The sequence below is a fragment of the Nocardia sp. NPDC059764 genome (assembly GCF_042732555.1).
Classification (GTDB): domain Bacteria; phylum Actinomycetota; class Actinomycetes; order Mycobacteriales; family Mycobacteriaceae; genus Nocardia.
This window is the reverse complement of record NZ_JBHWHH010000058.1, coordinates 14,499-39,366: the sequence shown is the minus strand read 5'-3', so window position 1 is coordinate 39,366 and position 24,868 is coordinate 14,499. Positions and strand designations below refer to the sequence as shown.

Genomic DNA, 24,868 nt, shown 5'->3' with positions numbered 1-24,868 from the left:
GGACTTAGAAGTCCATGCCGCCCATGCCGCCGGTCGGGTCGCCCGCGGGGGCGGCCTTCTCCGGCTTGTCGGCGACGACGGCCTCGGTGGTCAGGAACAGGGCCGCGATGGAGGCCGCGTTCTGCAGGGCCGAGCGGGTGACCTTGACCGGGTCGGCAACGCCGGCGGCCAGCAGGTCGACGTACTCGCCGGAGTCGGCGTTCAGGCCGTGGCCGTCGGGGAGGTTCGAGACCTTCTCGGCGACGACGCCGGGCTCCAGGCCCGCGTTGAAGGCGATCTGCTTCAGCGGCGCGGACAGCGCGACGCGAACGATGTTCGCACCGGTGGCCTCGTCACCCGACAGGGTCAGCGCGTCCAGGGCCGGAGCCGACTGCAGCAGGGCCACGCCACCACCGGCGACGATGCCCTCTTCGACGGCAGCCTTCGCGTTGCGGACGGCGTCCTCGATGCGGTGCTTGCGCTCCTTGAGCTCGACCTCGGTGGCCGCGCCCGCCTTGATGACCGCAACACCGCCGGCCAGCTTGGCCAGACGCTCCTGCAGCTTCTCACGGTCGTAGTCCGAGTCCGAGTTCTCGATCTCGGTGCGGATCTGCTGCACGCGGCCCTTGATGGCCTCCGTGTCGCCCGCGCCCTCGACGATGGTGGTCTCGTCCTTGGTGATGACGACCTTGCGGGCCTGGCCCAGCAGCTCGATGCCGGCGGTCTCCAGCGAGAGGCCGACCTCTTCGCTGATGACCTCGCCACCGGTCAGGATGGCGATGTCGGCCAGCATGGCCTTGCGACGGTCACCGAAGCCCGGGGCCTTGACGGCGATGGACTTGAAGGTGCCGCGGATCTTGTTCACGACCAGGGTCGACAGGGCCTCGCCCTCGACGTCCTCGGCGATGATCAGCAGCGGCTTGCCGGCCTGGATGACCTTCTCCAGCAGCGGCAGCAGGTCCTTGACGGTCGAGATCTTCGAACCGACGAGCAGGATGTACGGGTCCTCGAGGACCGCTTCCTGACGCTCGGGGTCGGTCACGAAGTAACCGGAGATGTAGCCCTTGTCGAAGCGCATGCCCTCGGTGAGCTCCAGCTGGAGACCGAAGGTGTTGCTCTCCTCGACGGTGATGACGCCTTCCTTGCCGACCTTGTCCATGGCCTCGGCGATCAACTCACCGATGGACGAGTCGCCGGCCGAGATACCGGCGGTGGCGGCGATCTGCTCCTTGGTCTCGACCTCCTTGGCGGTGTCGAGCAGCTTGGCGGTGACGGCCTCGACGGCCTTCTCGATGCCGCGCTTCAGGCCGAGCGGGTTGGCGCCGGCGGCCACGTTGCGCAGGCCCTCACGGACCAGCGCCTGGGCCAGCACGGTGGCGGTGGTGGTGCCGTCACCCGCGACGTCGTCGGTCTTCTTCGCAACTTCCTTGACGAGCTCCGCGCCGATCTTCTCGTACGGGTCCTCGAGCTCGATTTCCTTCGCGATGGAGACACCGTCGTTGGTGATGGTGGGGGCGCCCCACTTCTTCTCCAGCACGACGTTGCGGCCCTTCGGGCCCAGGGTCACCTTGACGGCGTCAGCGAGGGCGTTCAGACCACGCTCGAGACCGCGGCGAGCCTCTTCGTCGTACGCAATTGTCTTGGCCATTGCGTTGAGATCCTCCAGATCTGGGGATTGACAGTGTTCTGGCCAGGCATGGTGCCCGCGACGGACGACCGAGGAGCTTGTTAACCAGCCCGGCCTCACCGCCCCGACCTAGCACTCACAGGTATGGAGTGCCAAACCCATTTCTAGCACTCACCCCCACCGACTGCAAGGTTGGGCCGGGCCCCGAAACGCGCGGAAGACCGCACGAGTCGCCTCGTGCGGTCCGGTCGCCCGCCCGGCACTACGAGAAGTGCGAGCGGTCGTCGACCCGCAGCAGCAGGGCGATCAGCGCATCGGTGCGGCGCTCCTCCGGAGTGCGGGGCTCGCCGTGCTCGATGGTGACGAGTTCGGCGTCCTGCAGCAGGAGTTCGGCTTCGATGCGCATGATCGCCCGGATGAACGGAGGCGCGACCTCGGGTGGGAGGTCTCCGTTCACGATGTAGCCGCCGTCGGGCGTGTCCTCTGTGGAGACATAGCTGAGCGCGCGCAGCAGGTCAGCGCGCTGCTCCCCCGCAACTAGGTCGGAACTCTCGTCGTCCGCCATTCCACAATCGTATCTGCCGCAACATGCTCCCCAGGGGATCCGGCTCGAGGACACCGGTCCCGGGGCTTACATCACCAGGTCGGCAGCGGGGCGGAACGACACGCGGACTACTGCGTGTCCTCGGTGCCCGCCGGTGCGGCGGGCGCGGGAAGCGACGCCAGCAGGCCCGCGATGTCGGCCTGCACCGCGTCCTTGTCCAGGCCCAGGCCGGACAGGATGCCCGCGCCGTGTTCCAGGTCGAGCAGGGCGAGCAGCAGATGCTCGGTGCCGACGTAGTTGTGGCCGAGCCGCAGCGCCTCGCGGAAGGTCAGTTCGAGGGCTTTGCGGGCCTGCGCGTCGAAGGGGATGAGCGGCGGAACCGGGTCGCCGGTGGCGGCGGGCAGCGCGGCGGTGGCCACCCGGCGGACGGCGTCGGCGGAGATGCCCTTGGCCTCGATCACCTTGACCGCGAGGGATTCCGGCTCCGAGAGCAGGCCGAGGATCAGGTGTTCGGGGCGGGTTTCCAGATTGCCGACGGCCCGGGCCTCCTCCTGGGCGGCCATCACCACCTGGCGGGCACGCGGGGTGAAGCGGGCGAAACCGGCATTGGGGTCGAGAGCCGCCGCCTGCCCGGCGTCAGCGGGGGCCTTGGGGACGAAGCGCTTCTGGGCGGCCTGCTTGGTGACGCCCATGCTCTGACCGATATCGGTCCAGGACGCGCCGGAGCGGCGGGCCTGGTCGACGAAGTGGCCGATCAGATGGTCGGCCACCTCGCCGATGTGGTTGCCCAGCACCACGGCGTCGGAGAGTTGCTCGAGCACGTCGTCGGGGCGGGCCTTCTTGATGCCGTCGATCAGGTCGTCGAGGCGGATCGAGTTCGTCATGCGTCAACTGTAAGTTGACCAAACAGGATTGGTCAACCATAGGTTGACGATTCTTCGGCGAGTCGGTCAGAGCTTCGCCGCCCGGCCCACCGCGCCCACGATCTGCTCCTTGATCCACGCCGCCGGACGGCCGGTCAGCGCGATGCTGCCGTTCGAGTCGTCGGCCTTCATGACCTGGACCAGACCGTCCCGGCGACCCAGGCTCATGCAGGTCAGGACGAAGCGCGGGGTGAAGGGTCCCGGCTGCTTGCCGCGCAGACGGGCCGCGACGGCCGCCCCCAGGTACTTGCCCGCGGGCTGCGCCGCCTGGCACGACATCCGGGCCTCGCGGCCGTTGTGCCCAATCATGACCGCCGCGTCACCGACCGCGTACACATCGGCGAGACCGCGCACCCGCAGCCGATCGTCGACCAGCACCCGGTCACGCCCGTCCACCGGCAGACCCGAGCGGGCAGCCACCTCGGGCACCGTGAAACCCGTTGTCCAGAGCACGATGTCGGCGTCGACGTGGTCGCCGTCCACCAGGTCGAGGCCGGTGGCGGTCACCGCCGCCACCTTGGCGACCCGCACCTCGACGCCGAGCCGATCCAGGACGGTGCGAATGTGCGCGACGGCCTTGGGGATCAGCCAGCCGCCCGGCTCGTCCGAGCTGACCAGCACCACCTCGAGGCCGGGGTTGCTCTCGGCCAGTTCGGTGGCGGTCTCGAGCCCGGTCGCGCCGCCGCCGACCACGGCGACCCGGCCGGCGAGGGCGGGAATCCGGCGCACATCCTCCGACGTGGCCACGGTGTGCGCGAATTCGGCCGCGCCGGGCACCATCGAGAGATCGGCGCGACTGCCCAGGGCGTAGATCAGCGAGTCGTACGCGACCGCCTCACCGGTGGCCAATTCGACGCGGCGAGCCTCGGCGTCGATACGCTCGGCGCGGCCGTTGACGAACTCGATCCCCTTGGCCGCCAAGGTCTTCCGCAGTTCCCAGCGGGCCACGTCCTGCCCGGCGGCGACCTGGTGCAGCCGCACCCGGTCCACGAATTCGGTGTGCAGGTCGATGACGGTGACGTGCGCGCCCTTGGCCTTGATCGCTTCCCGCGCCGCGGCCAGTCCCGCGTAGCCCGCGCCCAGAACGACGATTCGATGCTGCCCGGTCATGAGAGTGCTCCTTTTCACTTCAGGTACACAGTCGGCCCCGCTCGGTAGCCGACACCCTCTAGACCGGACAGCCCCGCGATCCCTGACAGGATTCGGATGTGTCCTGCGTCACACGCGATCGTGCGACGCGAAATAGGTCAGCTTGTCCGGGTTCACCACGAGCTGGACCGAGGCGATCGAGTCGCCGTCGAAGCCGACGGAGATGGTGCCGAGCACGGCCCCGTCCGCGCGTACCACGAAGGCGGGCGCGGCATTGACCTCTTCGATCACGACGCTGATATCGGCGCCGAAACTCGGGATCTTGCCGAACAGACCCAGCAGGTAGCGGGCCACCCTCTCCGCGCCGACGATCGGGCGCTTCGCGGCATTGACCTTCGAACCGCCGTCGGCCAGGGCCACGATATCGGCGGTGAACATGGACTCGAGCGCCGCCAGATCACCGGATTGCGCTGCGCTGAGGAACTTTTCGACCAGTTCCCGCGCGTGCGCCGGGGCCGATTCGAAGCGCGGCTTCTCCTCGTGCACCCGGTGCGCGGCGCGGCGATACACCTGCTGCGCATTGGATTCGGTGAGACCCAGCATGTCGGCGATCTCGCGGTGCGCGTAGCCGAAGGCCTCGCGCAGCACGAACACCGCGCGTTCGGTGGGGCTGAGCCGTTCGGCCAGCGCCAGGAACGCCATCGACACCAGTTCCCGTTGTTCCGCCGATTCCAGCGGGCCGAGTTCGCCGTGGCCGGTGGGGACCGGTTCGGGCAGCCAGGGCCCGACGTAGGTCTCGCGGCGGGCGCGGGCCGAATCCAGCCAGGTGCGACAGAGATTCACCAGGATGGTGGTCAGCCAGGCTTCGACGGAACGGATGTCGGCGCGGTCGGTGCCGTGCCAGCGCAGGTAGGTCTCCTGGACGGCGTCCTCGGCCTCGGCGGCGGATCCGAGCATGCGGTACGCGAGCGCGAAGAGACGCGGCCGGTGCCGTTCGAATTCCACCACGTGTGCCGCCTCCCGGAAATTCTCCCGTGAGACTACTTGGGCGCCACCCGGATCGCGACGGCGACCGGGGTGTTGGCGTAATTTCCGGACATGCAGGCGAGCTTCGCCGTACTCAGCGCGGCAGCGGGGCTGCCGTCCAGGAAGGACCCCGGGTGCGCGGCCAGCACCTGCTGGATGACCTGCCGTTCGGCGTCCTCGGTGAGGTCGCGGAAGTCGGCGCAGGTGGTCTGCGCGCCATTGGGGGCGCTGGTCTTCTTGGCCACCGTCGCGGCGGTGGGGACCGCGGCGGGGGCGTCGACGGGCGACTCGACCGGGATCGCGGCCGTGGTCGGGGCGGCACCGGTGGTTCTGGCCGCCGCGGAGGTGGTCTCGGCCTGTTTCAGGCCATTACTGCCACCGGCTTTGTCCGAACCACAGCCGGTGAGAGCCGCGCCCAAGGTGAGGGCCATCGCACCTGCGGTGAGGGCGACCATCGAAAGACGCTTCATACCCTGCTTTCCGAACTTTCCCGAGAGTGCCGAATCGCCGGACCGGCCCGGCGCTCGCAGCAGCGTACCCGGCTCCGCCGGAGCCGGAAAGGAAAAGTCTGGTCGGCCGGTTTTTACCGGCCGGAGAGCGGGTCAGTTCAGGCGCTGCTGCCAGTCCGCGGGCACCCGGTCACGCGGACCCGGCACGCCCTGATCGGCCGGATGCGAGGTCGGGGCGGCCAGGTCGGGACCGCCGCTGTACATGTCCTCGGTCTCGAAGTTGTAGAACCAGTCCTCACCGGGCTCGTAGCTCTGGATGAAGGGATGCCCGGTCTCCCGGAAATGCTTGGTGCCGTGCTGACTCGGCGAATTGTCACAACAACCGATATGGCCGCACTCCGCACAGCGCCGCAGATGGAACCACCAGCCGCCCGCGGCGTCGCATTCCAGACAGCCCGCCCCGCTGGGCGGAACGCTCGGATCGATGCCCTTGATCTGCTCGGTCATCAGTTGCCTCCTGTCGTCGCCGGTTCCGCGTCGGCCTCGGCCGGGGCCGGGTTCGCCGCCTCCAGCGGCAGCCGCACGATGAAACGCGTGTTCCCGGGCTCGGATTCGACCCGGATATCGCCGTGATGCTTGTTCACCACGATCCGGAAGGAGATGTCCAGGCCCAGCCCCGTGCCCTCGCCGACCGGTTTGGTGGTGAAGAACGGTTCGAAGATCCGGGTGCGGATCTCGTCCGGCACGCCCGGCCCGGTATCGCCGATTTCCACTGCCGCGCACTCATTCTCGCGATAGGTACGGACGGTGAGCGTACCGCGCCCGCCCATCGCGGACACGGCGTTGTCGATCAGATTCGTCCACACCTGGTTGAGCTCGGCCGCGTAGCACGGCACCGGCGGCAGCGCCGGGTCGTACTCCTTGACCACGGTGATGTCGTCACCGATCTTGCGGGCCAGCATGACCAGCGTGCTGTCCAGCAGTTCATGCAGATCCACCACCTGGAACGGGGCCCGGTCCATTTGCGAGTACTGCTTGGCCGCGTTCACCAGCGAGGAGATCCGATTGGTCGAGTCGGTGATCTCGTTCATCAGCAACTCGGTCTCGACGGTGTAGTTGAGCCAGCGCATGGCCGCCTCGAAAACGTCTCCGCCGCAACCGGACAGGGTGCCGTGCACCTTCTCCATCCAGTCCAGGTCGAACCCGGCCTGCACGAAGTTGGGCGCGATGTCCCAACCGTTGCCGACCCCGTGGTCCTCGAGCCAGTCGCCCAGCTCGTCCTCGCGGTCGGCGGCCTCCAGCGGCGTCAGCACCGGGGCCTTGGCGACCTGCGCGGCCGCCTCCTCCTGCAACTGGGCCAGCGCCTCGAGCGTCTCGGAATTGAACTTGCCGTGCGCCATCATGCGCAGCTTGTGCCGCATCCCGGCCACCCGCTCGCGCAGCGACGAGGTGGCTCGCACCGCGGCCGCGGCCGGATTGTTCAGCTCGTGGGTCAGGCCCGCCGACAGCGAACCCAGCGCCAGCAGCCGTTCCCGCTGGCCGATGCGCTCGTTGGCATTACGGTTGCCGAAAAAGACGCCCTCCAGCAGGTGCAGCGCCATCGGGAACCAGTCCTGCATCATCTTCGCGAAGGTGCCCGCGTCGAGAACGAAGAACTTCGAGGGCCGGGTCACATAGAAGGACGCGGTGTAGGTCTGCTCGACCTTGTCGCCCATGTAGGCGGTCCACGCGCCCGAGTACGAGCCGACGTGCTCGGTGCGGACGAGTTCGATCTCCTCGCCGCCCGAGTTCTTGGTCATCCGGACCTCGCCGTCCATCAGGACGTAGAAGCAGGTGGCCGGGTCGCCCTCACGGAAAACCAGTCCGGGCTCGAACATTTCGACCCGCCCGTCGCGGCACAGCCAGGCCAGCTGCTCGTCGTCGAGCTTCTCGAACAGGAACAGGTGCCGCAGTTCCTTCGGGTCGCAGATCAATCGGGTGTTGCCCATATGCGCCTACTCCTACTGTTTCGCGAGCCAGCGGTGCACCAGCATGACGGCCATCGCGCCCTCGCCGACCGCCGAGGCCACCCGCTTCGCTGATTCCGAACGCACGTCACCGGCGACGAAGACGCCGGGCACGCTGGTCTCCAGATGCTGTGGGGGACGCGGCAGTTCCCAGCCCGCGGGCCGTTCACCGTCCACCATGAGGTCGGGTCCGGCCAGCACGTAGCCGGCGTCGTCGCGTTTGACGATGCCGTCGAGCCAGTCGGTTTCCGGTGCGGCGCCGATGAACAGGAACAACCGTTCGGCGTCCACCTTCTCTTCCGTCCCGGAGGCGTTGTCACGCAGCACGATCCGCTCCAGGTGGTCGTCGCCGTCGGCGGACACCACCTCGATGCGGGTGTGCACCTTGATGTTCGGGATCTGCGCGATCTGCTGGATCAGGTAGTGCGACATGGACGCTTCGAGCGATTCACCGCGCACCAGGATGTGCACCGTGCGGGCGCGCCGGGACAGGAACACCGCGGCCTGACCCGCCGAGTTCGCGCCGCCCACGATATAGACGTCCTTGCCGGCGCAATCGCTGGCCTCGGTCATGGCGGAGCCGTAATAGACGCCGCGGCCGGTGTATTCGTCAACGCCGGGGGCCGGGTGGTGGCGGTAGTTGACGCCGGTGGCGATGAGCACCGAATGCGCGGCGACACTGCCGCCGTCGGCGAACTTCACCACGCGCGCCGAACCACAGGCCTCCAGGCCCACCACCTCGCGGGCGGTGATCAGTTCGGCCCCGAACTTCACGGCCTGGCGGCGGGCGCGGTCGGCGAGCTGCGCGCCGGACAGGCCGTCGGGGAAGCCGAGGTAGTTCTCGATGCGGGAGCTCTGCCCGGCCTGGCCGCCGGTGGCGGTGCGTTCGACGAGCACGGTGCGCAGGCCCTCCGAGGCGCCGTAGACGGCCGCGCCCAGCCCGGCGGGTCCGCCGCCGACCACGATCAGGTCGTAGAAGTCGCTGGAGGCGTCGGTATTGAGTCCGACGCCCTCGGCCAGCTGCGCGTCGGTCGGCATGATCAGCACGTCGCCGCCGGGGTTGATGATGACCGGGCACTGGTCCTCGGTGGCGTTCGCCGCGGTCAGCAGGCGCGCGCCCTCCGGCTCGTCGACCTGGTACCAGCGATACGGCAACTGGTTGCGCGCCAGGAACTCCCGCACCTCCGAGCAGCGCGCCGACCAGCGGTGGCCCACCACCTTGGTCTCGGTCACCGGCTTGTGCTCGTCGCCGCGCCAGGCCTCCAGCAGGGCGTCGACGACCGGGTAGAGCTTCTCCTCCGGCGGGTCCCACGGCTTGAGCAGGTAGTGGTCGAGGTCCACCACATTGATGGCCTCGATGGCGGCATTGGTGTCCGCGTAGGCGGTGAGCAGCACCCGGCGGGCGTAGGGGTGCAGGTCCATGGCCTGTTCGAGGAATTCGACGCCGTTCATCCCGGGCATCCGGTAGTCGGCGATCAGCACCGCGGCCGGCTGGCCGCGCAGTTTCATCTCACGCAGGGCATCGAGGGCGTCCGCGCCGGACTCCGCCCGCAGAATCCGGTAATCCGCCCCGTACCGGCGGCGCAGATCGCGCACGACGGCCCGCGACACGCCAGGGTCGTCGTCGACGCTGAGAATGGCCGGCTTGACGGCAGAGGGTGAAGTCACCTGACCAGTATCGCGGACTCAAATTCGGTGATGCTGAATGAGATCCATCTCGGTCGGAGTCAATAATCGCTCGAGGCGTTCCTCGAGCGCCCGATTCGCCTTGCGGCCGGACGTCCCGGGTGGTTTGGATTCGGCGGAATCCGCATCGGTACCAGGCCCGTCGGCGGGGAGGAGCGGGACGGTCTTGCTCTCCAGATGCAGAAGCGAACGCAGGTTCACGGCCGATCACCTCACGTTTCCCAATCGGAAGCAGGTGGCTGTGTCTGTAACTTCGTTTATCTCATATTGTGCGCCAGGCATTACATTTCGGACATCAACACCCCAACAATGTGACCCAAGCGATCTTGTCGCCCGGAACGACCCCGGGTCACATTTCATACGCCCAGGTCGGGAGGGTGATCCACGCCACGGCCGCCTGGTGACCCAGGCCACGCGAACTAGGATGCCCGTAACCGACCGTCACGTCCCCGGAGGCAGCGTTGCCGAACACCCTCGAAGCCAGCATCGATATCGCGGCCGCGCCGGACAAGGTCTGGAGCGTCGTCTCCGACCTGCAGCGGATCCGCGAGTTCAGCCCTAACACCCTGCGCATGCAGCCGCTGGGCCGCACGGTCCGCACCGGCACCTGGACGGTGAACCTGAACAAGGCCGAGGGCTACGTGTACCCGAGCACCTCGCGGATCGTGCGCTTCGAGCCCAACCACGCGCTGGCGTTCCGGATGAACGAGAACGGCACCGTCTGGAGCTACACCCTCGAGCCCACCGCGGACGGCGGCACCACGCTGATCCAGCGCCGCGACGTGCCCAAGGGCAAACTGCCGGGCTGGCTGCAGTTCACCGTCGACAAGGTCTTCGGCGGCGAGGCGGCCTTCGAGAGCGGGCTGGTCGACGGCATGAACGAAACCCTCGGCCGGATCAAGGAACTTCTGGAGCGCTGAGCGTAGGTTCGGCCAATGCGACGACTCACAGCGATCTGCGCCGCGGCCGCCGGTGTCGCGATGCTGGCGACCGGATGCGGTAGCTCCGACTCGGGCGACCGCACCGTGACGGTCACCGGCACCGGCAAGGTCCAGGGCACCCCGGATGTGCTCAATGCCGACCTCGGCACCGAGGTCAGCGCGACCGACGTGTCCGCGGCGGTCGATCAGGCCAATGCCAAGGCGAAGGCCATCACCGACGCCATGGTCACCGCGGGCGCCAAGCGCGAGGACATCAAGACCAGCGACCTGTCTGTCCAGCCCGCTTACGGGCCGGAGGGACGCACCATCACCGGCTATCGCGCCACCAACACCATGCACGTGGCCGTGCGGGACCTGCCCAAGGCGTCCGGCATCCTGTCGGCCGCGGTGCAGGCGGGCGGCAACGACACCCGCATCAGCTCGGTCGCCTTCGGGCTCGAGGACAACACCAAGCTGCTGGCCGACGCCCGCGCGCGGGCCTTCGAGGACGCCAAGAGCCGCGCCCAGCAGTACGCGGACCTGTCCGGGCTGAAGCTGAAGAAGGTCAAGACCATCAGCGAGAACGGCAGCGGACCCACCCCGACGCCGATGCACAAGGACGCCCTGCCCTCCGGGGCCGCGCCCACCATCAATCTCGAGCCAGGCCAGCAGACGGTCACGTTCACCGTGACCGCCGCCTGGGATATGGACTGACCGCTACTTCCAGTTCGGCAACTGGACCACCTGGGCCGCGTAGGACAGGCCCGCGCCGAAGGCGATGAGCAGGGCGGTGCCGCCGGGTTTGGCGTCGCCCCTGCGCATCATGGCCTCCATGGCCAGCGGTATCGAGGCGGCGGAGGTGTTGCCGGCCTCCTCGATGTCATTGGCCAGGGCGCAGTCCTCGGGGAGTTTCAGCACCCGGGCCATGATCTCGATGATCCGGCCGTTGGCCTGGTGCGGAACCATGGCGTCCAGATCGGCGGGGGTCAGCCCGGCCACCTCGATGGCGTCGCGGCAGACCTTCTCCAAAGAGTGTGCGGCCCAGCGGAACACGGCCGTACCCTCCATGGCGAGATAGGGCCGGACGGCGTCGAGACCACGTTCCTCGATCTCGGCGAAGAACTCCATCCAGTCCTTGTCCTGGCGGATCGCGCGGTGCTGGGTGCCGTCCGAGCCCCACACGGTGGGCCCGATCCCGGCTTCGTCGGACGGGCCGATCACCACCGCGCCCGCGCCGTCGGCGAACAGGAAAGCCGTGCCACGGTCCTTCGGGTTGACCGTGGTGGTGAGCTTCTCCACGCCGATGACCAGCGCATTGCGGGCGGTACCGCCCTTGACCAGATCCGAGGCCAACGCGACCGCGTGGCAGAAGCCCGCGCACCCGGCCGAGACGTCGAAGGCGGCCACATTCCGCAGGCCGAGTTCGGTGGCGATCTGCGGAGCCGCGGCAGGCGTCAGCAACAGCCAGGTAGAGGTCGCGACGATGACACAGTCGATCGTGGCGGGATCGACTTCCGCGGCGTCGATGGCGGCGCGGGCGGCCGCGGCGCTCATGCTGATGATCGTCTCCTCGGGGGAGGCGAAGCGCCGGGTACGGATACCGGACCGGGTCCGGATCCATTCGTCGCTGGAATCTATCGGCCCCGCCACCTCGTCATTGGTGACGATTCGCTCCGGCCGGTACACGCCGAGCCCGAGCATTGCCGTGTGCTCTGCCCCGCTGATCGAGGCAATTCGAGCAGACATTGGTTCTCCCTTATGTACTGCGTACTGCGCGTCGAACGTGACCTTCATCGAGTTCCCACCCCCGCGGCCGAAACGCCGCATACATGAGGCTCCCTCAGCTTAATCCGGACAGCTTCTCATGTATGTGCTTCCGCTCACAATCAGGCATACGTTGGCCAGTGCTTCACATACCGCCGGAAGATCGTTCTCCGAGGCCTTGGGCAACCGAGAACGCGAGCGTCCGACGCGCTTCCCGTAGTGTGTGACGCGGTCTATGACCGCAACCATCCGCGCATGAAAGAGGAGCTCGTGGCCCGTCGCCCCACCCCGCCCGGCACCCCGGAAACGACCGGACTCGGTCACGTGGCCGACCTGGTCCGATCCGCCATTCCACCGCTGCACCCGGCCGGCCTGCCGTTCGTGGCGGCGCCGCTGGCGGTGGCCGCGCTGGGCTTCCGCCGGAAGTGGGTGCGGCGCACCGGACTGGCCGCCGCCGCGGCCTGTGCCACGTTCTTCCGGCACCCGCACCGGGTGCCGCCGAACCGACCCGGCGTGGTGGTCGCGCCCGCCGACGGCGAGGTGGCCCTGGTCGACACCGCGGTGCCGCCGGCCGAGCTCGGCCTGGGTGACGCCCCGCTGCCGCGGGTGAGCATCTTCCTGTCGGTGCTGGACGTGCACGTGCAGCGGGTGCCGGTGAGCGGCCTGGTGGAGCAGGTCGCCTACCAGAAGGGCCACTTCCTCTCGGCCGATCTGCCCGAGGCCAGCGACCGCAACGAGCGCAACAGCATGGTCATCGAGACCGAGTCGGGGCAGCGGATCGTGGTCGTGCAGATCGCCGGTCTGCTGGCGCGCCGCATCGTGTGCGAGGCCAAGGCCGGCGACAAGCTGAGCATCGGCGACACCTACGGCCTGATCCGTTTCGGATCGCGCGTCGACACCTACTTCCCGGCCGGGACCAAGCTGTTGGTCACCCCCGGGCAGCGCACCATCGGTGCGGAAACGGTACTGGCCGAACTGGATTCATGATGGAGCAACTCGCGCCCGCGCCGTCTGCGCGCCGCCGCAACCGCACCATCCGGCTGCTGCCCAGCATGGTCACCGTGCTCGGCCTGTGCTCGGGCCTGTCGGCGGTGAAGTTCGCCATCCAGGGGCAGCTGGGGTTCGCGCTGGCGCTGGTCGGCGCGGCCGCGGTGTTCGACATGCTGGACGGCCGGATCGCCCGCATGCTGGACGCCACCTCCAAGATGGGCGCGGAACTGGATTCGCTGTCGGACGCCATCGCGTTCGGCGTCACGCCCGCCCTGGTGCTGTACGTGACCTTCCTGCACGCCGACAGCATCGGCTGGGTGCTGGCCTTGATGTTCGCGGTCTGCATGGTGTTGCGGCTGGCCCGGTTCAACACCCTGATGGACGACGACAACCGGCCGGACTGGCAGCGGGAGTACTTCGTCGGGGTGCCCGCGCCCGCGGGCGCGTTGATCGTGCTGACGCCCATCGCGCTGTCGGAGCAGTTCGGCGACGGCTGGTGGGTGAGCTTCCCGATGGTGGCGGTGTGGACCGTGCTGACCGGTCTGCTGTGCGTGAGCACGCTGCCGACGCTGGCCGTCAAGTCGGTGTCGGTGGCCCCGCGGACCGCGCCGATCCTGCTGGTGCTGGTCGCCCTGGCGGCCGCGCTGCTGGTCACCTACCCGCTGATCCTGATGATGGCGCTGGTGGTGCTGTACCTGGGCCACATCCCGTTCGCGGTGCACTCCGCGCGCTGGGTGGCCGCCCGGCCGGAGACCTGGAACCACAAGCCCGCCGAACGCCGCGCCCAGCGCAAGGCGCAGCGCCGCGAACGGCCGCTGGCCGGACGGGTGCCGCGGGTGTCGACGGCTCGGCTGCGGCTACGCCGTCCCGGCCAGCGCGGATGACCGGCCCGCGCGGATAGTCACCGGCGGCCGGTTCCCGCGGGCAGAATTGACGGGTGCCGGAATTCACGCTGACCGCGCAACGCAACTCCTCGGGCGGCGACGCCCGCTGGGGGCTGGTGCGCCTGCACCCCGAAGTCCTGATGGCGCTGGCCCTGCATCCGGGGCAGGGAGTCACCCTGACCGGCGGGCGGCGCACCACGGCCGTGGTGGGGACGTTCAAGCCGTCGCAGGGCTTCGGCGCCGGCGTCGCCCTGCTCGACGAGGTAACGCTGTCGAACGCGAAGGTGCGCGACGGCGGTGACGTCACCATCGCCCCGGCTACCGAGACCGACGCCCGCCGTGTCTCGGTGACGGGCTCGTCGCTGGCCATGGCCGCGATTCCGGAGTCGACGCTGCGGCAGGCGCTGCTGGGGAAGATCGTCACCGTGGGCGACACCGTCACCCTGCTCCCGCGCGACCTGCTGCCCAGCGACAATCCGGCCGCGGCCCGGAAAGCCTTGAAGGGCTTGGGGATCGCCTGGACCTCCGAGGTGCTGACGGTGGTGGCCACCGAGCCGTATCCGGGCCCGGTCACCATCCTGCCGAGTACGGCGGTGACGCTGGGCACGACCTTCAGCTCGACCGACGCCCCGCTCGGCCTGCTCGACGACGTCCCCCTCGACAGTTCGCCGATCGTCGCCGCCGAGCGCCCGGTGACGACCGCCCCGGCCTCGGCGGTGGCCGTCGCTGATCTGGCCGGGGTGCAGGCCCAGGCCGCGAAGCTGCGGGAGTGGCTGAATCTGGCATTGGACGAGCCCGAGCTGTTGAAGGCGCTGGGCGCGAGTTCGCAGCTGGGCGTGCTGATCACGGGCCCGGCGGGCGTCGGCAAGGCGACGCTGGCGCGGGCGGTGGTGGGGTCGCGGCGGCTGGTGGAACTGGACGGCCCGGCGGTCGGCTCGACCGAGAGCGGCAAGCGTTTCCGCGATGTCGGCGACACGATGCAGGAGATCGGTTCCGGCGCGGGCGGAGTCCTGCTGATCACCGATATCGACGCGCTGCTGCCGGCCGAGGCCGAGCCGGTGGCCACCATGATCCTGGACCAGCTGCGCCGGGCGATCGCGCTGCCCGCGGTGGCGGTGCTGGCGACCACCTCGAATCCACTGGGCCTGGACGCGCGGCTGCGCGGTCCCGAACTGTTCGACCGGCAGGTGTCGCTGCCGCTGCCGACCGCCGCGGTACGGGCCGCGCTGCTCGAGCAGTTGTTGCGCAAGGCCCCGACCGAGGACCTGAAGGTCGACGAGATCGCGCTGCGGACACCGGGATTCGTGGTGTCGGATCTGGCGGCGCTGGTCCGCGAGGCGGCGCTGCGGGCGGCGGCCCGGGCCAGCCGCGAACACCACGACAGCGGTCAGGACGTGGATCCGGTACTGCGGCAGGAGGATCTGGCCGGGGCGCTGGAGGTGATCCGCCCGCTGTCGCGGTCCGGGTCGGAGGAATTGTCCATCGGCAACCTGAGTCTCGACGATGTCGGCGACATGGTGGAGACCAAGCAGGCGTTGACCGAGGCGGTGCTGTGGCCGCTGAAGCATCCGGATTCGTTCGCGCGCCTGGGGATCGAGCCGCCGCGCGGGGTGCTGCTGTACGGGCCGCCGGGCTGCGGCAAGACCTTCCTGGTGCGGGCGCTCGGCGGGTCCGGGCAGTTGAGCGTGCACGCGGTGAAGGGCGCGGAGCTGATGGACAAGTGGGTCGGCTCCTCGGAGCGGGCGGTGCGCGAGTTGTTCCAGCGCGCACGCGATTCCGCGCCGTCACTGATCTTCCTCGACGAGGTGGACGCGCTGGCGCCGCAGCGCGGGCAGTCCTCGGATTCGGGGGTGTCGGACCGGGTGGTGGCGGCTCTGCTCACCGAGCTGGACGGGGTGGAGCCGCTGCGGGACGTGGTGGTGGTCGGCGCGACCAACCGCCCGGATCTGATCGATTCGGCGCTGACCCGGCCGGGCCGGTTGGAGCGGCTGGTGTTCGTGCCGCCGCCGGACGCCGACGCCCGGGCCGAGATCCTGCGCACCGCGGCCAATTCGGTGCCGCTGGCCAAGGATGTGAATCTGCGGCGGCTGGCCCGTGAGCTGGACGGCTATTCGGCGGCGGACTGTTCGGCCCTGTTGCGGGAGGCGGCGCTGGCCGCCATGCGCCGCGATGTGGAGGCCGGGGAGGTGACGGCGGCGGATGTGGCGTCCGCGCGCAAGGCGGTACGGCCGTCGCTGGATCCGGTGCAGGTGGAGTCATTGCGCTTGTTCGCGGCGAAGCGGGAGATGTCGGGTCCGCCCGGCGACCCGTCGGGCTATGTCTGATTTGATGCGCCCAGTCTGATTCATCCGCCTAAGCCCGAATGTGGCCAGAAGTTCGCCAAAAATCTACAAAGTAAGCGAGTCGGACCGATCGACACCCCGAGGGCCGGTAATTTTGCGCAGGTGAGGTCGTACAAGGTCGCTACCGAAACGATCACCGCGCTGGTCGCAGCACTGGTTGCTGGCCTCGCGCTGACCTTGCCCATCGACTTCGGCTGGACCTCACAAAGTTCCGCCCTGCAACTGGATCTGCTCGCTTACAGCCTGCCCCGCGCCATCTCGGCGGGCGTGCTCATCGCCATGATCGCGGCGGTGCTGATCACCACCCTGGGCAGCCCGTCGGTGGCCTGGTCGACCACGGTGGGCGGCCTGCTGGTGCTGGTCGCCAACCACACCCTGGGCCACGCGGGCGACCCGAATTCCTCGCTGTCGACCATAAACTTCATCGACTCCCTGTCGGGCGGCGTAATCCTGGGCGCGCTCGGGGCGGCGGTGCTGCATCACCGGCTGCCCGCCTTCGCCTGGACGCTGGGCATTCTGATCAGTCTGCTGCTGGGTTCGGTGAATCCGGTGCCGCGGGTGGGCGGCGGCAGCATCACCGACAACCTGCGGAACCATTGGCACGCCTCCGGCATGCCGCCCATGTGGATGGTGCTGCTGGCCTTCGCGCTGGCCGTGGTCTCGCTGCTGATCAACAGGAAGGGACCGGCCGCGCAACGGCTGTCGATCGAGCTGCCGCTGGCCCCGATCCTGGCGGGCACGCTGCTGGTGCTGATCACCCTGTTCAGCGCGGAGTGGCTGGCCCGACACGGCGGCAGCGTGGCGGGCATCGTGCTCGCCGTGATGACCTCGGTCGGCACCGCCATGATCGCGTCCATGCTGCTGCCGGGCCGGGACGGGGAGATTGTGCTGATCGCGGTGGGCGTCGGCGCGGTGGGCGCGGCGACCATCGCGGCGGAGATGCCGGCCTGGTCGATTCCGCTGCTGGCGGCGGTGAGCGCGTTCGGCATGTGGGCGGGCAGTCAGGTGTCCGCGCCGATGTCGGCCCTGGGGCTGTCCATGCTGGTCGGGGTGTCGACGGCGCTCACCGGTGACGCCTCCGAGGCGTGGCTGATCGTGGGCAGCGCGGCGCTGGTGTCCTGGCTGCTCGGTTTCGGCCTGCTGGCGGCCCGGCCGCGGTACGTGCCGAGCCGGGTGCTGGGGACCACCCTGTTGTTCGTGCCGTCGGCGGTGCTGGGCATGCGGGATTACGTGGCGCGCGGCGATTACGCGATGCAGTCGGGCACTTCGGGGATGTGTACGGTCAGCTCGGGGTCCACCGCGACGCCGGGCTGGACCTCGGTGCTGGTGGCGGGGGGCTGTCTGGCGGGCATGTTCCTGCTGCGGCGGTTGCGGCCGCTGCCGGTGCCGTCCGCCGCCACCCCGCCCGAGGGGTCGTCGAACGAGAGCACCGCGGACTAGACCGGGGAACGGTCAGGCGCGGGCGGCGAGGTCCAGTTGCGCGGCCGGAGCGGTGGCGGGTTCGGCGAACCAGGTCCGGTAGAAGGCCGTCACGTAGGCGGCGAACAGGCCGATCACGAGGGCGCCCGCCGGGAGCGGGTGGTCGGCGAATTCGACCGACAGGTACCGGTAGGACAGCAGCAGCCCGGTGAACAGCGCGGCCCCCGCGCCGACCAGCTGGACCCGCGCGCGGTCCCAGCCGCGTTCGGGTGCGCGCAGCGCGGATTCGATGGCCAGGCACAGCACCACGCCCGCGACCAGGTCCGCGCCGTAGTGGTAACCGAAGCCCAGGGTGGCCCCGATGGTGGCGAGCAGCCAGAAGGTTCCGCCCCAGCGCAGCCAGGTCGGGGCGGGCGCGCCGGTCAGCGGGTCGCGGCGGGAGTGGACGAAGATCGACAGTGCCCACGCGGTGTGCAGCGACGGCATGCAGTTGCGCGGGGCGAATCGGTCGAAGGCGATCGAGCCGGGCGAGAGGTCCACCGGCGGCACCACATTCGGCCAGTAGGTGCCGAGCGAGAAGGCGTGCCCTTCCGTGCCGTAGGCGAAGATCGGTCCGACGACCGGGAAGATGACGTAGAAGAGCGGCCCGATCAGCCCGATCACCAGGAAGGTCCGCACCAGGTAGTGCCCCGGCCACTGGCCCGTCTTCACGACGTTGCGCAGCTGCCAGATGGTCACGATCATCGCGCCGACGGGCAGTTCGATGTAAACCCAGTGCAGGACAGCGGAAGCCACCGGCCCCAGCCATTCGAGCAGTTGCCCGACCATCCAGGAGGGGTCGCCGAGGGCGTGGTCCACCAGCACGATGTGCTCGTCGAGGACGCGGGGTCCGGCGAGCACGGTGATGCCGAGCCAGACGTCGGCGACCTTGCTGGACAGCACCAGCAGAATGCCGAGCGCGGCGGCGTGCAGCGCGTTGGAGCGATCCTTGCCCTGCCACCGCCAGAGGGCGAGCCCGAGGATGCCGAGCAGCACGAGCACCGGCCCGTTGCCCATGGCGAGCGGACCGCCGGAGAGGCTGCGAATCGTCTGGTAGGCGACGTCGATGCCGAGCGCCGTGCCGACGGCCACGAAGCGCCGCCGCCAGTCCAGTCCGATGAGCGCGAGCCCGAGTCCCGCCCACGGCACGGTGAAGGATTTGGCGTTGCCCGCGAAGTCGGCCCAGATGCTCTCCAGCGGACCGGTGAAGTGGTGCCGGGAGGCGACGATCTGGAGAACCAGGAGTGCCAGTGCGCCAACGGTCAGCACGGCCGTCAACCGGACGCGCGGCGACGGCATCCACATCCCTGATCGGCGTGCTGCGCCGCCGGTCTGGGAACGCGGATCGTCGAGCAACATCCAGCCATAGTAAACGCCGTGTGAACGCCGACCCCATAGACAGTTGAACGCCGCATCCCACCCCGGATGAACAGCCCCCGGTCAGCGTGGTATCGCCGCTGGCCACGGCGTACAGCGGCCGCAGAATCGCGTAACTGAAATCACAGCAACGTAACTCGCGCCGGTGAGGCGTCCCGCCCCGTCGTCACTGCTCGAGTTCGTGGACCAGCGAGTCGACCACCGCGACCAGATCGCCCTGCGCGGCCGCGGCCACCCGACGCTGGCGCTGATAGGACGCGCCGCGCTTGGGGATGTCGGCGACCATGGCGAGCTCGTTCTCGCAGCCGAGGCTCTTGGCGGTCGGTTCGAGCCGGTTGAGCAGGTCCATGAGGTCGTCGGTGACGAGCCGCTCGTTGCTGTCGGCGTCGGTGATGATGATGGCGTCGAGCCCGTATCGCGCTGCGCGCCACTTGTTCTCCTGCACGTGCCAGGGCGGCAGGATGGCGGGCAGGGCTTCGCCGTTCTCCACCCGCCGGTCGAGATCGACCACGAGGGAGTGGATCAGCGCCACGATGGCGGCCAGTTCGACCTTGGTGGGGATGCCGTCGCAGATGCGCACCTCGATGGTGCCCCATTTGGGTGCGGGCCGGATGTCCCAGTGCATGCCGCCGATCTGTTCGATCACACCGGTTTTCATCTGGTCGTGCACGAAACCCTCGAACTGGCCCCAATTGTCGAATTGGAAGGGCAGTCCGGCGGTGGGCAGCTGCTGGAACATGAGGGCCCGGTTGCTGGCGTAGCCGGTGTCGACGCCCGCCCACATGGGTGAGGAGGCGGACAGCGCCAGCAGGTGCGGGTACGCCGGCAGCATGGCGTTGAGGATCGGGAAGACCTTGTCCGGGTGCGAGATTCCCACGTGCACGTGCACGCCCCAGATCAGCATCTGGCGACCCCACCACTGGGTGCGCTCGATGAGTTCGTCGTAATGCGCACTGCGCGTGAGCTGTTGGGTGGACCATTGCGCGAACGGGTGGGTGCCCGCGCAGAACAGGTCGACGCCGACCTGGTCGGCGGCGCGGCGCACGACGTCCTGGGTGGCGCGCAGTTCGTCGACGACCTCGCTCACGGTGTCGTGCTTGCCGGAGACCAGTTCGACGGTGTTCTTCAGCAGTTCCTTGGTGATCTGCGGGGTGCCGTCCCAGGCGCGCAGATCACCGCAGGCTTCGAAAACGGCGGCGGCGGTATTGGACAGGTCACGCGTCGTCTTGTCGACGAGCGCGACCTCCCATTCCACGCCGAGCGTGGGCCGGGGCGATGAATTGAAGGGGACCTTCGAAATGCCTGCCCCGGCCATGCTCACCTCAAGGGGTTCAGGCGACGACGCCGCAGGCGACCCGTGCACCCGCGTCGCCGGTCGCGAGGGTGTCCGCATCCGGTGCGGGCGCGTACCGGGTGGGAATGTTGCCGAAGTTGTCGGCGCCGGCGTGGATGATCAGGGCCTTGCCCTTGATCTCCTCCAGGGTGACGGCGTCGGTGGTGGTGACCAGCTTGGCGGTGCCGTCCTTGAGCACCTGGAGCGAGTCCAGGTCGCCGCTGGCGGGGTGCGCGTTCTGCTCACCGACCTGCAGGTGGCCGCCGGCGGACAGGAAGTCGCCGGGCGCGCCGCCGGAGGGGGCGGTGGAGTTGGCCTCGCACTTGCCGAACTGGTGGATGTGCAGGCCGTGGAAGCCGGGCTTGAGGCCGTGGGCTTCGACGGTGATCTCGAGGTGGTTGCCCACCTTCACGACGGACGCGGTGCCGACGGTGCCACCGGTGGGGTCCTTGAGGGTGACCGAGGTGGACTCCCGGGGGGCGTTGGTGTCGCCCTCGGTGCCGTGGCCGGTCGCACCGCCCGCGGGAGCGGGCGAGCTGGTGAACACCGGCGGGGTCGTCCCCTTGACGTCACTCGATTCCTGGCTGTTGGAGCAGGCGGTGAGCCCCAGGGCCGCGACCGCGAGCACCGGAGCAACAGTCCACCAGGACGGGCGACGAGTTGAGGACGAGGCCATCGGGGAACTCCTTTACGAGTCCGAGTTTATCGGGAAAGCTGAGTGGACATAGTTCGTACCGGACAAGATGATGCCAGAGCCGTGCCTGTGTTCCGTGGAGGGGCCGCACGGTTTCTTTCGGGCGGCGTTCCGGCGGCCGACGGACAACGATTCAGCTGCCGGTGACGATGACGATGACGCCGGTGGGCGAATCCGAGATCCCGGGGAAGCGGGGTTCGGCGGCGCAGCCCAGTTCCGCGGCGATGGCCTTGGCCAGTGCCTGCTCCTTGGGCGAACTGCCGTAGTACACGGTGGTTTTCGGGATGACGCCGCCGGGATAGTTGCCGACCTCGGTGATGTTGTAACCCTCACCGCTGAGCTGGTCGCCGGTCTTCTTGGCCAGTCCGGCCACGGTGCCGTTGTTGTAGACCCGGACCGGGAGGGACTTGTCGACGCCCGCGGCCGCGGTGGTGGTCGGCGCGGCGGCGGTCGTGGTGGTCGCGGGCGCGGTGGAGGCGGGCGCCACCGGCGGGGTGCTCGCCTGGGTCGAATTCTGCTGCGCCGCAGTGGTGGTGGCGGCCTCGGAGGTCGATCCGGCGCTGCTGTCCGAGGAGTCCGAACTCGACAGGGACATCGCGCCGATCCCGGCGAACACGATGGCCAGCGCGATCAGGACCATCGCCAGGGCCCGCAGCGGCGGACCGCCGGCCGGCGAATTCGGGTTGCTCACGGCGTCGAGCCTAATGGGTGCAGGGCCGCCCGCGCGGGATCAAGCGCGGACGCGGGCCGGGCGGAGACCTGGCTCACGGTCGCGGCGCGGCTCACACCTGGAAACCGAGACGGCGTGCGGCCCTGGTCTTCTGGCGGCTGGCTCGCAGCCGCCGCAGGCGCTTGACCAGCATCGGGTCCGCCGCCAGCGCTTCGGGCTTGTCGACGACCGCGTTCAGGACCTGGTAGTAGCGGGTTGCCGAGAGGTCGAACAGTTCGCGAATGGCTTCTTCCTTCGCACCGGCGTACTTCCACCATTTGCGTTCGAAGTCGAGAATCTCGAGCTCACGGCGGGAAAGCCCGTGCGCGCCATCCTCGTCGGAAGGACCGTCCTCGCTTGCGGGAATGTCGCGTGCCGCTGCGCTGTCCATAGTGCTCCCTCGCCGAGTGGTCACCAGACGAATATGGTGCTTGTGCGTCGGTGTCATTCAACCACGCGCCGCAGACAACGCGATGCGTACCGATCGGCGTGTTATGTGACGTAGGCCCCGGCGTGTCGGGGGTTCCGGGCAGTGATCCGGACACGTCCCCAGGGTGTGATCACCCCGGTAAACGCCGCACTATAGGGTGCTGAGCATGGCTATTCTCCCGATTCGCATTGTCGGCGACCCGGTTCTGCACCGCGCGACCACTCCGGTCACGCAGACCCCGGAAGAGCTGGCGCAGCTGATCGCGGATATGTACGAGACGATGGACGCCGCACATGGGGTGGGTCTGGCCGGCAATCAGGTGATCATCACCGACGAGGACGAGCTGTCCCCGCGCCTCTTCGTCTACGACTGCCCGGACGAGACCGAGGACGGCAAGACCGTCCGCCGCCGCGGCTGCGTGGTGAATCCGGTGCTGGAGACCTCCGAGATCCCCGAATCCATGCCCGACCCCGACGATGACGACGAGGGCTGCCTGTCGGTCCCCGGCGAGCAGTTCCCGACCGGCCGCGCCGACTGGGCCAGGGTCACCGGCACCGACGAGCACGGTGAGCCGGTCGAGCTGGAGGGCCACGGCTTCTTCGCCCGCATGTTGCAGCACGAGACCGGTCACCTGGACGGCTTCCTCTACGTGGACGTGCTGATCGGCCGCAATGCCCGCGCCGCGAAGAAGGCGATCAAGCGAAACGGCTGGGGCAAGCCGGGTTTGAACTGGGTCCCGGGCACCGTGCCGGACCCCTTCGGACACGACGACGACGATCTCGACGACTGATCGGTCATGACCGGTTCCGAGCCCGGCCCCGAGGGCACCGGGGCGCTCCCGCCGCTCGGCAAGCGGGTGGTGGTGCGCTACCGCCTGCCCGCAGGTTATCCACAGCCGTTGACGGATGTGATCGGCGAGCTGATCGCCGCCGACCCGCTGACCGTGCGGACCGCCGACGGTCAGGTGGTGTCGGTCGCCCGGGATCAGGTGGTGGCCTGGAAACCGCTCGGCCCCAGGCCCATTCGGACCAGTGAGATCCGGTCCCTGGAAGCGGCTGCCGCGGACGGCTGGCCCGGCCTGATGCGATCCTGGATCGACGGCTGGTTGCTGCGCGCCGGGGACGGCTACACCTATCGCGCGAATTCCGCGGTGCCGCTGGGCGGTACGGACGGACCGGCGCTGATGAACACCGAGACCCTGCACCGCATCGGCGAGTGGTACACCGCGCACGGCCTGCCGCTGCAACTGCAGCTGCCCGATCGGCTGGCGACCCGGCCCGCGGAGTGGCGGACCTGGCACGAGACCCGGGTGCTGGCGGTCGACATCGAGACCATGGCGTTGCCGTCGGGCCCGTCCATGGTGCGGTTCACCCCCGAACCGGACGGGGCGTGGCTGTCCATGCACCGGCATCGGGGCGGGGACACCGATATCGGCTCGAGCCCGGTGGTGGATGTGCTGACCGCGGTCCGCGACGGCGAGCTCACCTTCGCCACGCTGGGTTTGCCCGCGCCGATCGCCATCGGCCGGGCCGCGGTGACCACGGCTCCCGACGGCCGCCGCTGGGTGGGCCTGACCTGCGTGGCGGTGGCGTCCGGGCATCGGCGGCACGGGCTGGGCGCGCTGGTGTGCGCGGAGATGATCCGCTGGGGCCGCACGCACGGGGCCACCCACGCCTATGTTCAGGTGTCGGACGAGAATGACGCGGCGCTGGCGTTGTACCAGGAGATGGGCTTCGTGGAGCATCACAGCTACCGGTACGCCGCGCCCTGATCGCGCGCCGCCCGCTCGCGTAAGACACCAGTTCCGAAAGGTTTACCGCTGTGCGTATCGCCACCTGGAATGTGAACTCGATCCGCACCCGGCAGGATCGGGTGCTGGCGTGGCTGGACCGCGCCGATATCGACGTGCTGGCCATGCAGGAAACCAAGTGCAAGGACGCGCAGTTCCCGTTCGAGGCGTTCGAGGCGGCCGGGTACGAGGTCGCGCACGTGGGCCTGAACCAGTGGAACGGGGTGGCCATCGCCTCCCGGGTGGGCCTGGACGATGTCGAGATCCACTTCCCGGATCAGCCCGGTTTCGACAAGGACGCGGGCGAATCCCTGTTGAGCACACCGGTGGTGGAGGCCCGCGCGATCGGCGCGACCTGCGGCGGGGTGCGGGTGTGGAGCCTGTACGTGCCGAACGGCCGCGCGCTCGACGACCCGCACTACGCCTACAAGCTGGAGTGGCTGGCGACGATGCGGTCCGCGGGCGCCAAGTGGCTGTCGGAGGATCCGGACGCGCAGATCGCGCTGGTGGGCGACTGGAATATCGCCCCGACCGATCTGGATGTGTGGTCGCCGGAGTTCTTCGAGGGCAAAACCCATGTGTCCGAACGGGAACGGGACGCCTTCGACGCGTTCGGCGAGACCGGTTTCACCGATGTGATGCGGCCCTTCCACCCGGGCCCCGGCGTCTACACCTACTGGGACTACACGCAGCTGCGCTTCCCCCGCAAGGAGGGCATGCGCATCGACTTCATCCTGGCCTCCCCCGCCCTGGCCGCGCGGGTCACCGACGCGAACGTGGACCGCGAGGAGCGAAAGGGCAAGGGCGCCAGCGATCACGCGCCGGTGACGGCCGTCCTCGCGGACTAGT

The 24,868-nt window shown here is 69.1% G+C and carries 24 protein-coding genes; 9 read left to right on the top strand and 15 right to left on the bottom strand.

The annotated features are described in order from the left end of the window. Nucleotides 1-4: 4 nt before the first annotated feature. From groL to ACFV4K_RS15525, 9 genes are all read right to left on the bottom strand, one after another. On the bottom strand, nucleotides 5-1,627 hold the full coding sequence (gene groL / locus ACFV4K_RS15565) for a chaperonin GroEL (protein ID WP_379275363.1): 1,623 nt from the start codon (nucleotides 1,625-1,627) through the stop codon (nucleotides 5-7). A gap of 241 nt (nucleotides 1,628-1,868) precedes the next feature. Continuing rightward, nucleotides 1,869-2,171: a hypothetical protein gene (locus ACFV4K_RS15560; protein ID WP_357094617.1), complete on the bottom strand. Its 303-nt coding sequence runs from the start codon at nucleotides 2,169-2,171 to the stop codon at nucleotides 1,869-1,871. 107 nt (nucleotides 2,172-2,278) lie between these two features. Further along, entirely contained in the window at nucleotides 2,279-3,034 is a 756-nt protein-coding gene (locus ACFV4K_RS15555) for a Clp protease N-terminal domain-containing protein (RefSeq protein WP_379275362.1), read from the bottom strand. A gap of 66 nt (nucleotides 3,035-3,100) precedes the next feature. Further along, nucleotides 3,101-4,183 carry an NAD(P)/FAD-dependent oxidoreductase gene (locus ACFV4K_RS15550; RefSeq protein ID WP_379275361.1) on the bottom strand — a complete coding sequence of 361 codons (1,083 nt, stop codon included), beginning with the start codon at nucleotides 4,181-4,183 and terminating at the stop codon, nucleotides 3,101-3,103. Nucleotides 4,184-4,291: 108 nt separating this feature from the next. Beyond that, a complete protein-coding gene (locus ACFV4K_RS15545) occupies nucleotides 4,292-5,170 on the bottom strand; it encodes an RNA polymerase sigma-70 factor (protein ID WP_379275360.1) in 879 nt (292 codons plus the stop codon). A 32-nt stretch (nucleotides 5,171-5,202) separates the two neighbouring features. Continuing rightward, the gene (locus ACFV4K_RS15540) at nucleotides 5,203-5,658 is read right to left on the bottom strand and encodes a hypothetical protein (RefSeq protein WP_379275359.1); all 456 of its coding nucleotides are present in this window, start codon (nucleotides 5,656-5,658) and stop codon (nucleotides 5,203-5,205) included. Nucleotides 5,659-5,790: 132 nt separating this feature from the next. Then, on the bottom strand, nucleotides 5,791-6,144 hold the full coding sequence (locus ACFV4K_RS15535; protein WP_379275358.1) for a UBP-type zinc finger domain-containing protein: 354 nt from the start codon (nucleotides 6,142-6,144) through the stop codon (nucleotides 5,791-5,793). Further along, nucleotides 6,144-7,625 (bottom strand): ATP-binding protein, encoded by a 1,482-nt coding sequence (locus tag ACFV4K_RS15530; protein WP_379275357.1) that lies wholly within the window; start codon nucleotides 7,623-7,625, stop codon nucleotides 6,144-6,146. Before ACFV4K_RS15530 ends, ACFV4K_RS15535 begins: the two co-directional genes overlap by 1 nt. Before the next feature lie 12 nt (nucleotides 7,626-7,637). Beyond that, the gene (locus ACFV4K_RS15525; protein ID WP_379275356.1) at nucleotides 7,638-9,311 is read right to left on the bottom strand and encodes an FAD-dependent oxidoreductase; all 1,674 of its coding nucleotides are present in this window, start codon (nucleotides 9,309-9,311) and stop codon (nucleotides 7,638-7,640) included. 479 nt (nucleotides 9,312-9,790) lie between these two features. Here ACFV4K_RS15525 and ACFV4K_RS15520 point away from each other — a divergent pair, with 479 nt between their 5' ends. Together ACFV4K_RS15520 and ACFV4K_RS15515 are read left to right on the top strand one after the other, a co-directional pair. Next, nucleotides 9,791-10,249 (top strand): SRPBCC family protein, encoded by a 459-nt coding sequence (locus tag ACFV4K_RS15520; protein ID WP_379275354.1) that lies wholly within the window; start codon nucleotides 9,791-9,793, stop codon nucleotides 10,247-10,249. A gap of 15 nt (nucleotides 10,250-10,264) precedes the next feature. After that, a complete protein-coding gene (locus ACFV4K_RS15515; RefSeq protein ID WP_379275353.1) occupies nucleotides 10,265-10,963 on the top strand; it encodes an SIMPL domain-containing protein in 699 nt (232 codons plus the stop codon). Nucleotides 10,964-10,966: 3 nt separating this feature from the next. On the opposite strand, the gene ACFV4K_RS15510 is transcribed toward ACFV4K_RS15515, so the two are convergent. Beyond that, nucleotides 10,967-11,995 (bottom strand): beta-ketoacyl-ACP synthase III, encoded by a 1,029-nt coding sequence (locus ACFV4K_RS15510; RefSeq protein WP_379275351.1) that lies wholly within the window; start codon nucleotides 11,993-11,995, stop codon nucleotides 10,967-10,969. Between the two features lie 288 nt (nucleotides 11,996-12,283). On the opposite strand from ACFV4K_RS15510, the gene ACFV4K_RS15505 reads away from it, so the two are divergent. The 4 genes from ACFV4K_RS15505 to ACFV4K_RS15490 all read left to right on the top strand — a co-directional run bounded on the left by ACFV4K_RS15505 (nucleotide 12,284) and on the right by ACFV4K_RS15490 (nucleotide 17,669). Next, nucleotides 12,284-13,000: a phosphatidylserine decarboxylase gene (locus ACFV4K_RS15505; RefSeq protein ID WP_379275364.1), complete on the top strand. Its 717-nt coding sequence runs from the start codon at nucleotides 12,284-12,286 to the stop codon at nucleotides 12,998-13,000. Beyond that, the gene (gene pssA / locus ACFV4K_RS15500; RefSeq protein WP_357284631.1) at nucleotides 12,997-13,887 is read left to right on the top strand and encodes a CDP-diacylglycerol--serine O-phosphatidyltransferase; all 891 of its coding nucleotides are present in this window, start codon (nucleotides 12,997-12,999) and stop codon (nucleotides 13,885-13,887) included. The genes ACFV4K_RS15505 and pssA overlap by 4 nt, the downstream gene beginning before the upstream one ends. A 53-nt stretch (nucleotides 13,888-13,940) precedes the next feature. Next, nucleotides 13,941-16,211, top strand: coding sequence for an AAA family ATPase (locus ACFV4K_RS15495; protein ID WP_379275349.1), 2,271 nt, complete (start codon nucleotides 13,941-13,943; stop codon nucleotides 16,209-16,211). Between the two features lie 120 nt (nucleotides 16,212-16,331). Beyond that, on the top strand, nucleotides 16,332-17,669 hold the full coding sequence (locus ACFV4K_RS15490; RefSeq protein ID WP_379275347.1) for a hypothetical protein: 1,338 nt from the start codon (nucleotides 16,332-16,334) through the stop codon (nucleotides 17,667-17,669). 12 nt (nucleotides 17,670-17,681) lie between these two features. Here the strand turns inward: ACFV4K_RS15490 and ACFV4K_RS15485 are convergent, their stop codons facing one another. From ACFV4K_RS15485 to ACFV4K_RS15465, 5 genes are all read right to left on the bottom strand, one after another. After that, entirely contained in the window at nucleotides 17,682-19,046 is a 1,365-nt protein-coding gene (locus ACFV4K_RS15485) for a DUF5933 domain-containing protein (RefSeq protein ID WP_379275345.1), read from the bottom strand. A gap of 184 nt (nucleotides 19,047-19,230) precedes the next feature. After that, nucleotides 19,231-20,379 (bottom strand): glutamate--cysteine ligase, encoded by a 1,149-nt coding sequence (locus ACFV4K_RS15480; RefSeq protein ID WP_379275344.1) that lies wholly within the window; start codon nucleotides 20,377-20,379, stop codon nucleotides 19,231-19,233. Nucleotides 20,380-20,395: 16 nt separating this feature from the next. After that, nucleotides 20,396-21,073: a superoxide dismutase family protein gene (locus ACFV4K_RS15475; RefSeq protein WP_379275342.1), complete on the bottom strand. Its 678-nt coding sequence runs from the start codon at nucleotides 21,071-21,073 to the stop codon at nucleotides 20,396-20,398. Nucleotides 21,074-21,224: 151 nt separating this feature from the next. Then, entirely contained in the window at nucleotides 21,225-21,782 is a 558-nt protein-coding gene (locus ACFV4K_RS15470; RefSeq protein ID WP_379275340.1) for a LytR C-terminal domain-containing protein, read from the bottom strand. A 91-nt stretch (nucleotides 21,783-21,873) separates the two neighbouring features. Then, nucleotides 21,874-22,191 carry a DUF3263 domain-containing protein gene (locus tag ACFV4K_RS15465; RefSeq protein ID WP_213558355.1) on the bottom strand — a complete coding sequence of 106 codons (318 nt, stop codon included), beginning with the start codon at nucleotides 22,189-22,191 and terminating at the stop codon, nucleotides 21,874-21,876. A 205-nt stretch (nucleotides 22,192-22,396) separates the two neighbouring features. Here ACFV4K_RS15465 and ACFV4K_RS15460 point away from each other — a divergent pair, with 205 nt between their 5' ends. From ACFV4K_RS15460 to ACFV4K_RS15450, 3 genes are read left to right on the top strand one after another with little or no spacing between them, the layout of a single operon-like run. Further along, nucleotides 22,397-23,020 (top strand): peptide deformylase, encoded by a 624-nt coding sequence (locus tag ACFV4K_RS15460; protein ID WP_379275338.1) that lies wholly within the window; start codon nucleotides 22,397-22,399, stop codon nucleotides 23,018-23,020. A 6-nt stretch (nucleotides 23,021-23,026) separates the two neighbouring features. Next, entirely contained in the window at nucleotides 23,027-24,001 is a 975-nt protein-coding gene (locus ACFV4K_RS15455; RefSeq protein WP_379275336.1) for a GNAT family N-acetyltransferase, read from the top strand. Between the two features lie 50 nt (nucleotides 24,002-24,051). After that, nucleotides 24,052-24,867, top strand: coding sequence for an exodeoxyribonuclease III (locus ACFV4K_RS15450; protein ID WP_379275334.1), 816 nt, complete (start codon nucleotides 24,052-24,054; stop codon nucleotides 24,865-24,867). Nucleotide 24,868: the final 1 nt, after the last annotated feature.

Bases quoted from the DNA above. Each gene is read 5' to 3' on its own strand.
- ACFV4K_RS15530 (WP_379275357.1), bottom strand. From the start codon at position 7,625: ATGGGCAACACCCGATTGATCTGCGACCCGAAGGAACTGCGGCACCTG.
- ACFV4K_RS15455 (WP_379275336.1), top strand. From the start codon at position 23,027: ATGACCGGTTCCGAGCCCGGCCCCGAGGGCACCGGGGCGCTCCCGCCG.
- ACFV4K_RS15510 (WP_379275351.1), bottom strand. From the start codon at position 11,995: ATGTCTGCTCGAATTGCCTCGATCAGCGGGGCAGAGCACACGGCAATG.
- ACFV4K_RS15465 (WP_213558355.1), bottom strand. From the start codon at position 22,191: ATGGACAGCGCAGCGGCACGCGACATTCCCGCAAGCGAGGACGGTCCT.
- ACFV4K_RS15515 (WP_379275353.1), top strand. From the start codon at position 10,265: ATGCGACGACTCACAGCGATCTGCGCCGCGGCCGCCGGTGTCGCGATG.
- ACFV4K_RS15540 (WP_379275359.1), bottom strand. From the start codon at position 5,658: ATGAAGCGTCTTTCGATGGTCGCCCTCACCGCAGGTGCGATGGCCCTC.
- ACFV4K_RS15475 (WP_379275342.1), bottom strand. From the start codon at position 21,073: ATGGCCTCGTCCTCAACTCGTCGCCCGTCCTGGTGGACTGTTGCTCCG.
- ACFV4K_RS15480 (WP_379275344.1), bottom strand. From the start codon at position 20,379: ATGGCCGGGGCAGGCATTTCGAAGGTCCCCTTCAATTCATCGCCCCGG.
- ACFV4K_RS15555 (WP_379275362.1), bottom strand. From the start codon at position 3,034: ATGACGAACTCGATCCGCCTCGACGACCTGATCGACGGCATCAAGAAG.
- ACFV4K_RS15535 (WP_379275358.1), bottom strand. From the start codon at position 6,144: ATGACCGAGCAGATCAAGGGCATCGATCCGAGCGTTCCGCCCAGCGGG.
- ACFV4K_RS15485 (WP_379275345.1), bottom strand. From the start codon at position 19,046: ATGTTGCTCGACGATCCGCGTTCCCAGACCGGCGGCGCAGCACGCCGA.
- groL (WP_379275363.1), bottom strand. From the start codon at position 1,627: ATGGCCAAGACAATTGCGTACGACGAAGAGGCTCGCCGCGGTCTCGAG.
- pssA (WP_357284631.1), top strand. From the start codon at position 12,997: ATGATGGAGCAACTCGCGCCCGCGCCGTCTGCGCGCCGCCGCAACCGC.
- ACFV4K_RS15560 (WP_357094617.1), bottom strand. From the start codon at position 2,171: ATGGCGGACGACGAGAGTTCCGACCTAGTTGCGGGGGAGCAGCGCGCT.
- ACFV4K_RS15460 (WP_379275338.1), top strand. From the start codon at position 22,397: ATGGCTATTCTCCCGATTCGCATTGTCGGCGACCCGGTTCTGCACCGC.
- ACFV4K_RS15550 (WP_379275361.1), bottom strand. From the start codon at position 4,183: ATGACCGGGCAGCATCGAATCGTCGTTCTGGGCGCGGGCTACGCGGGA.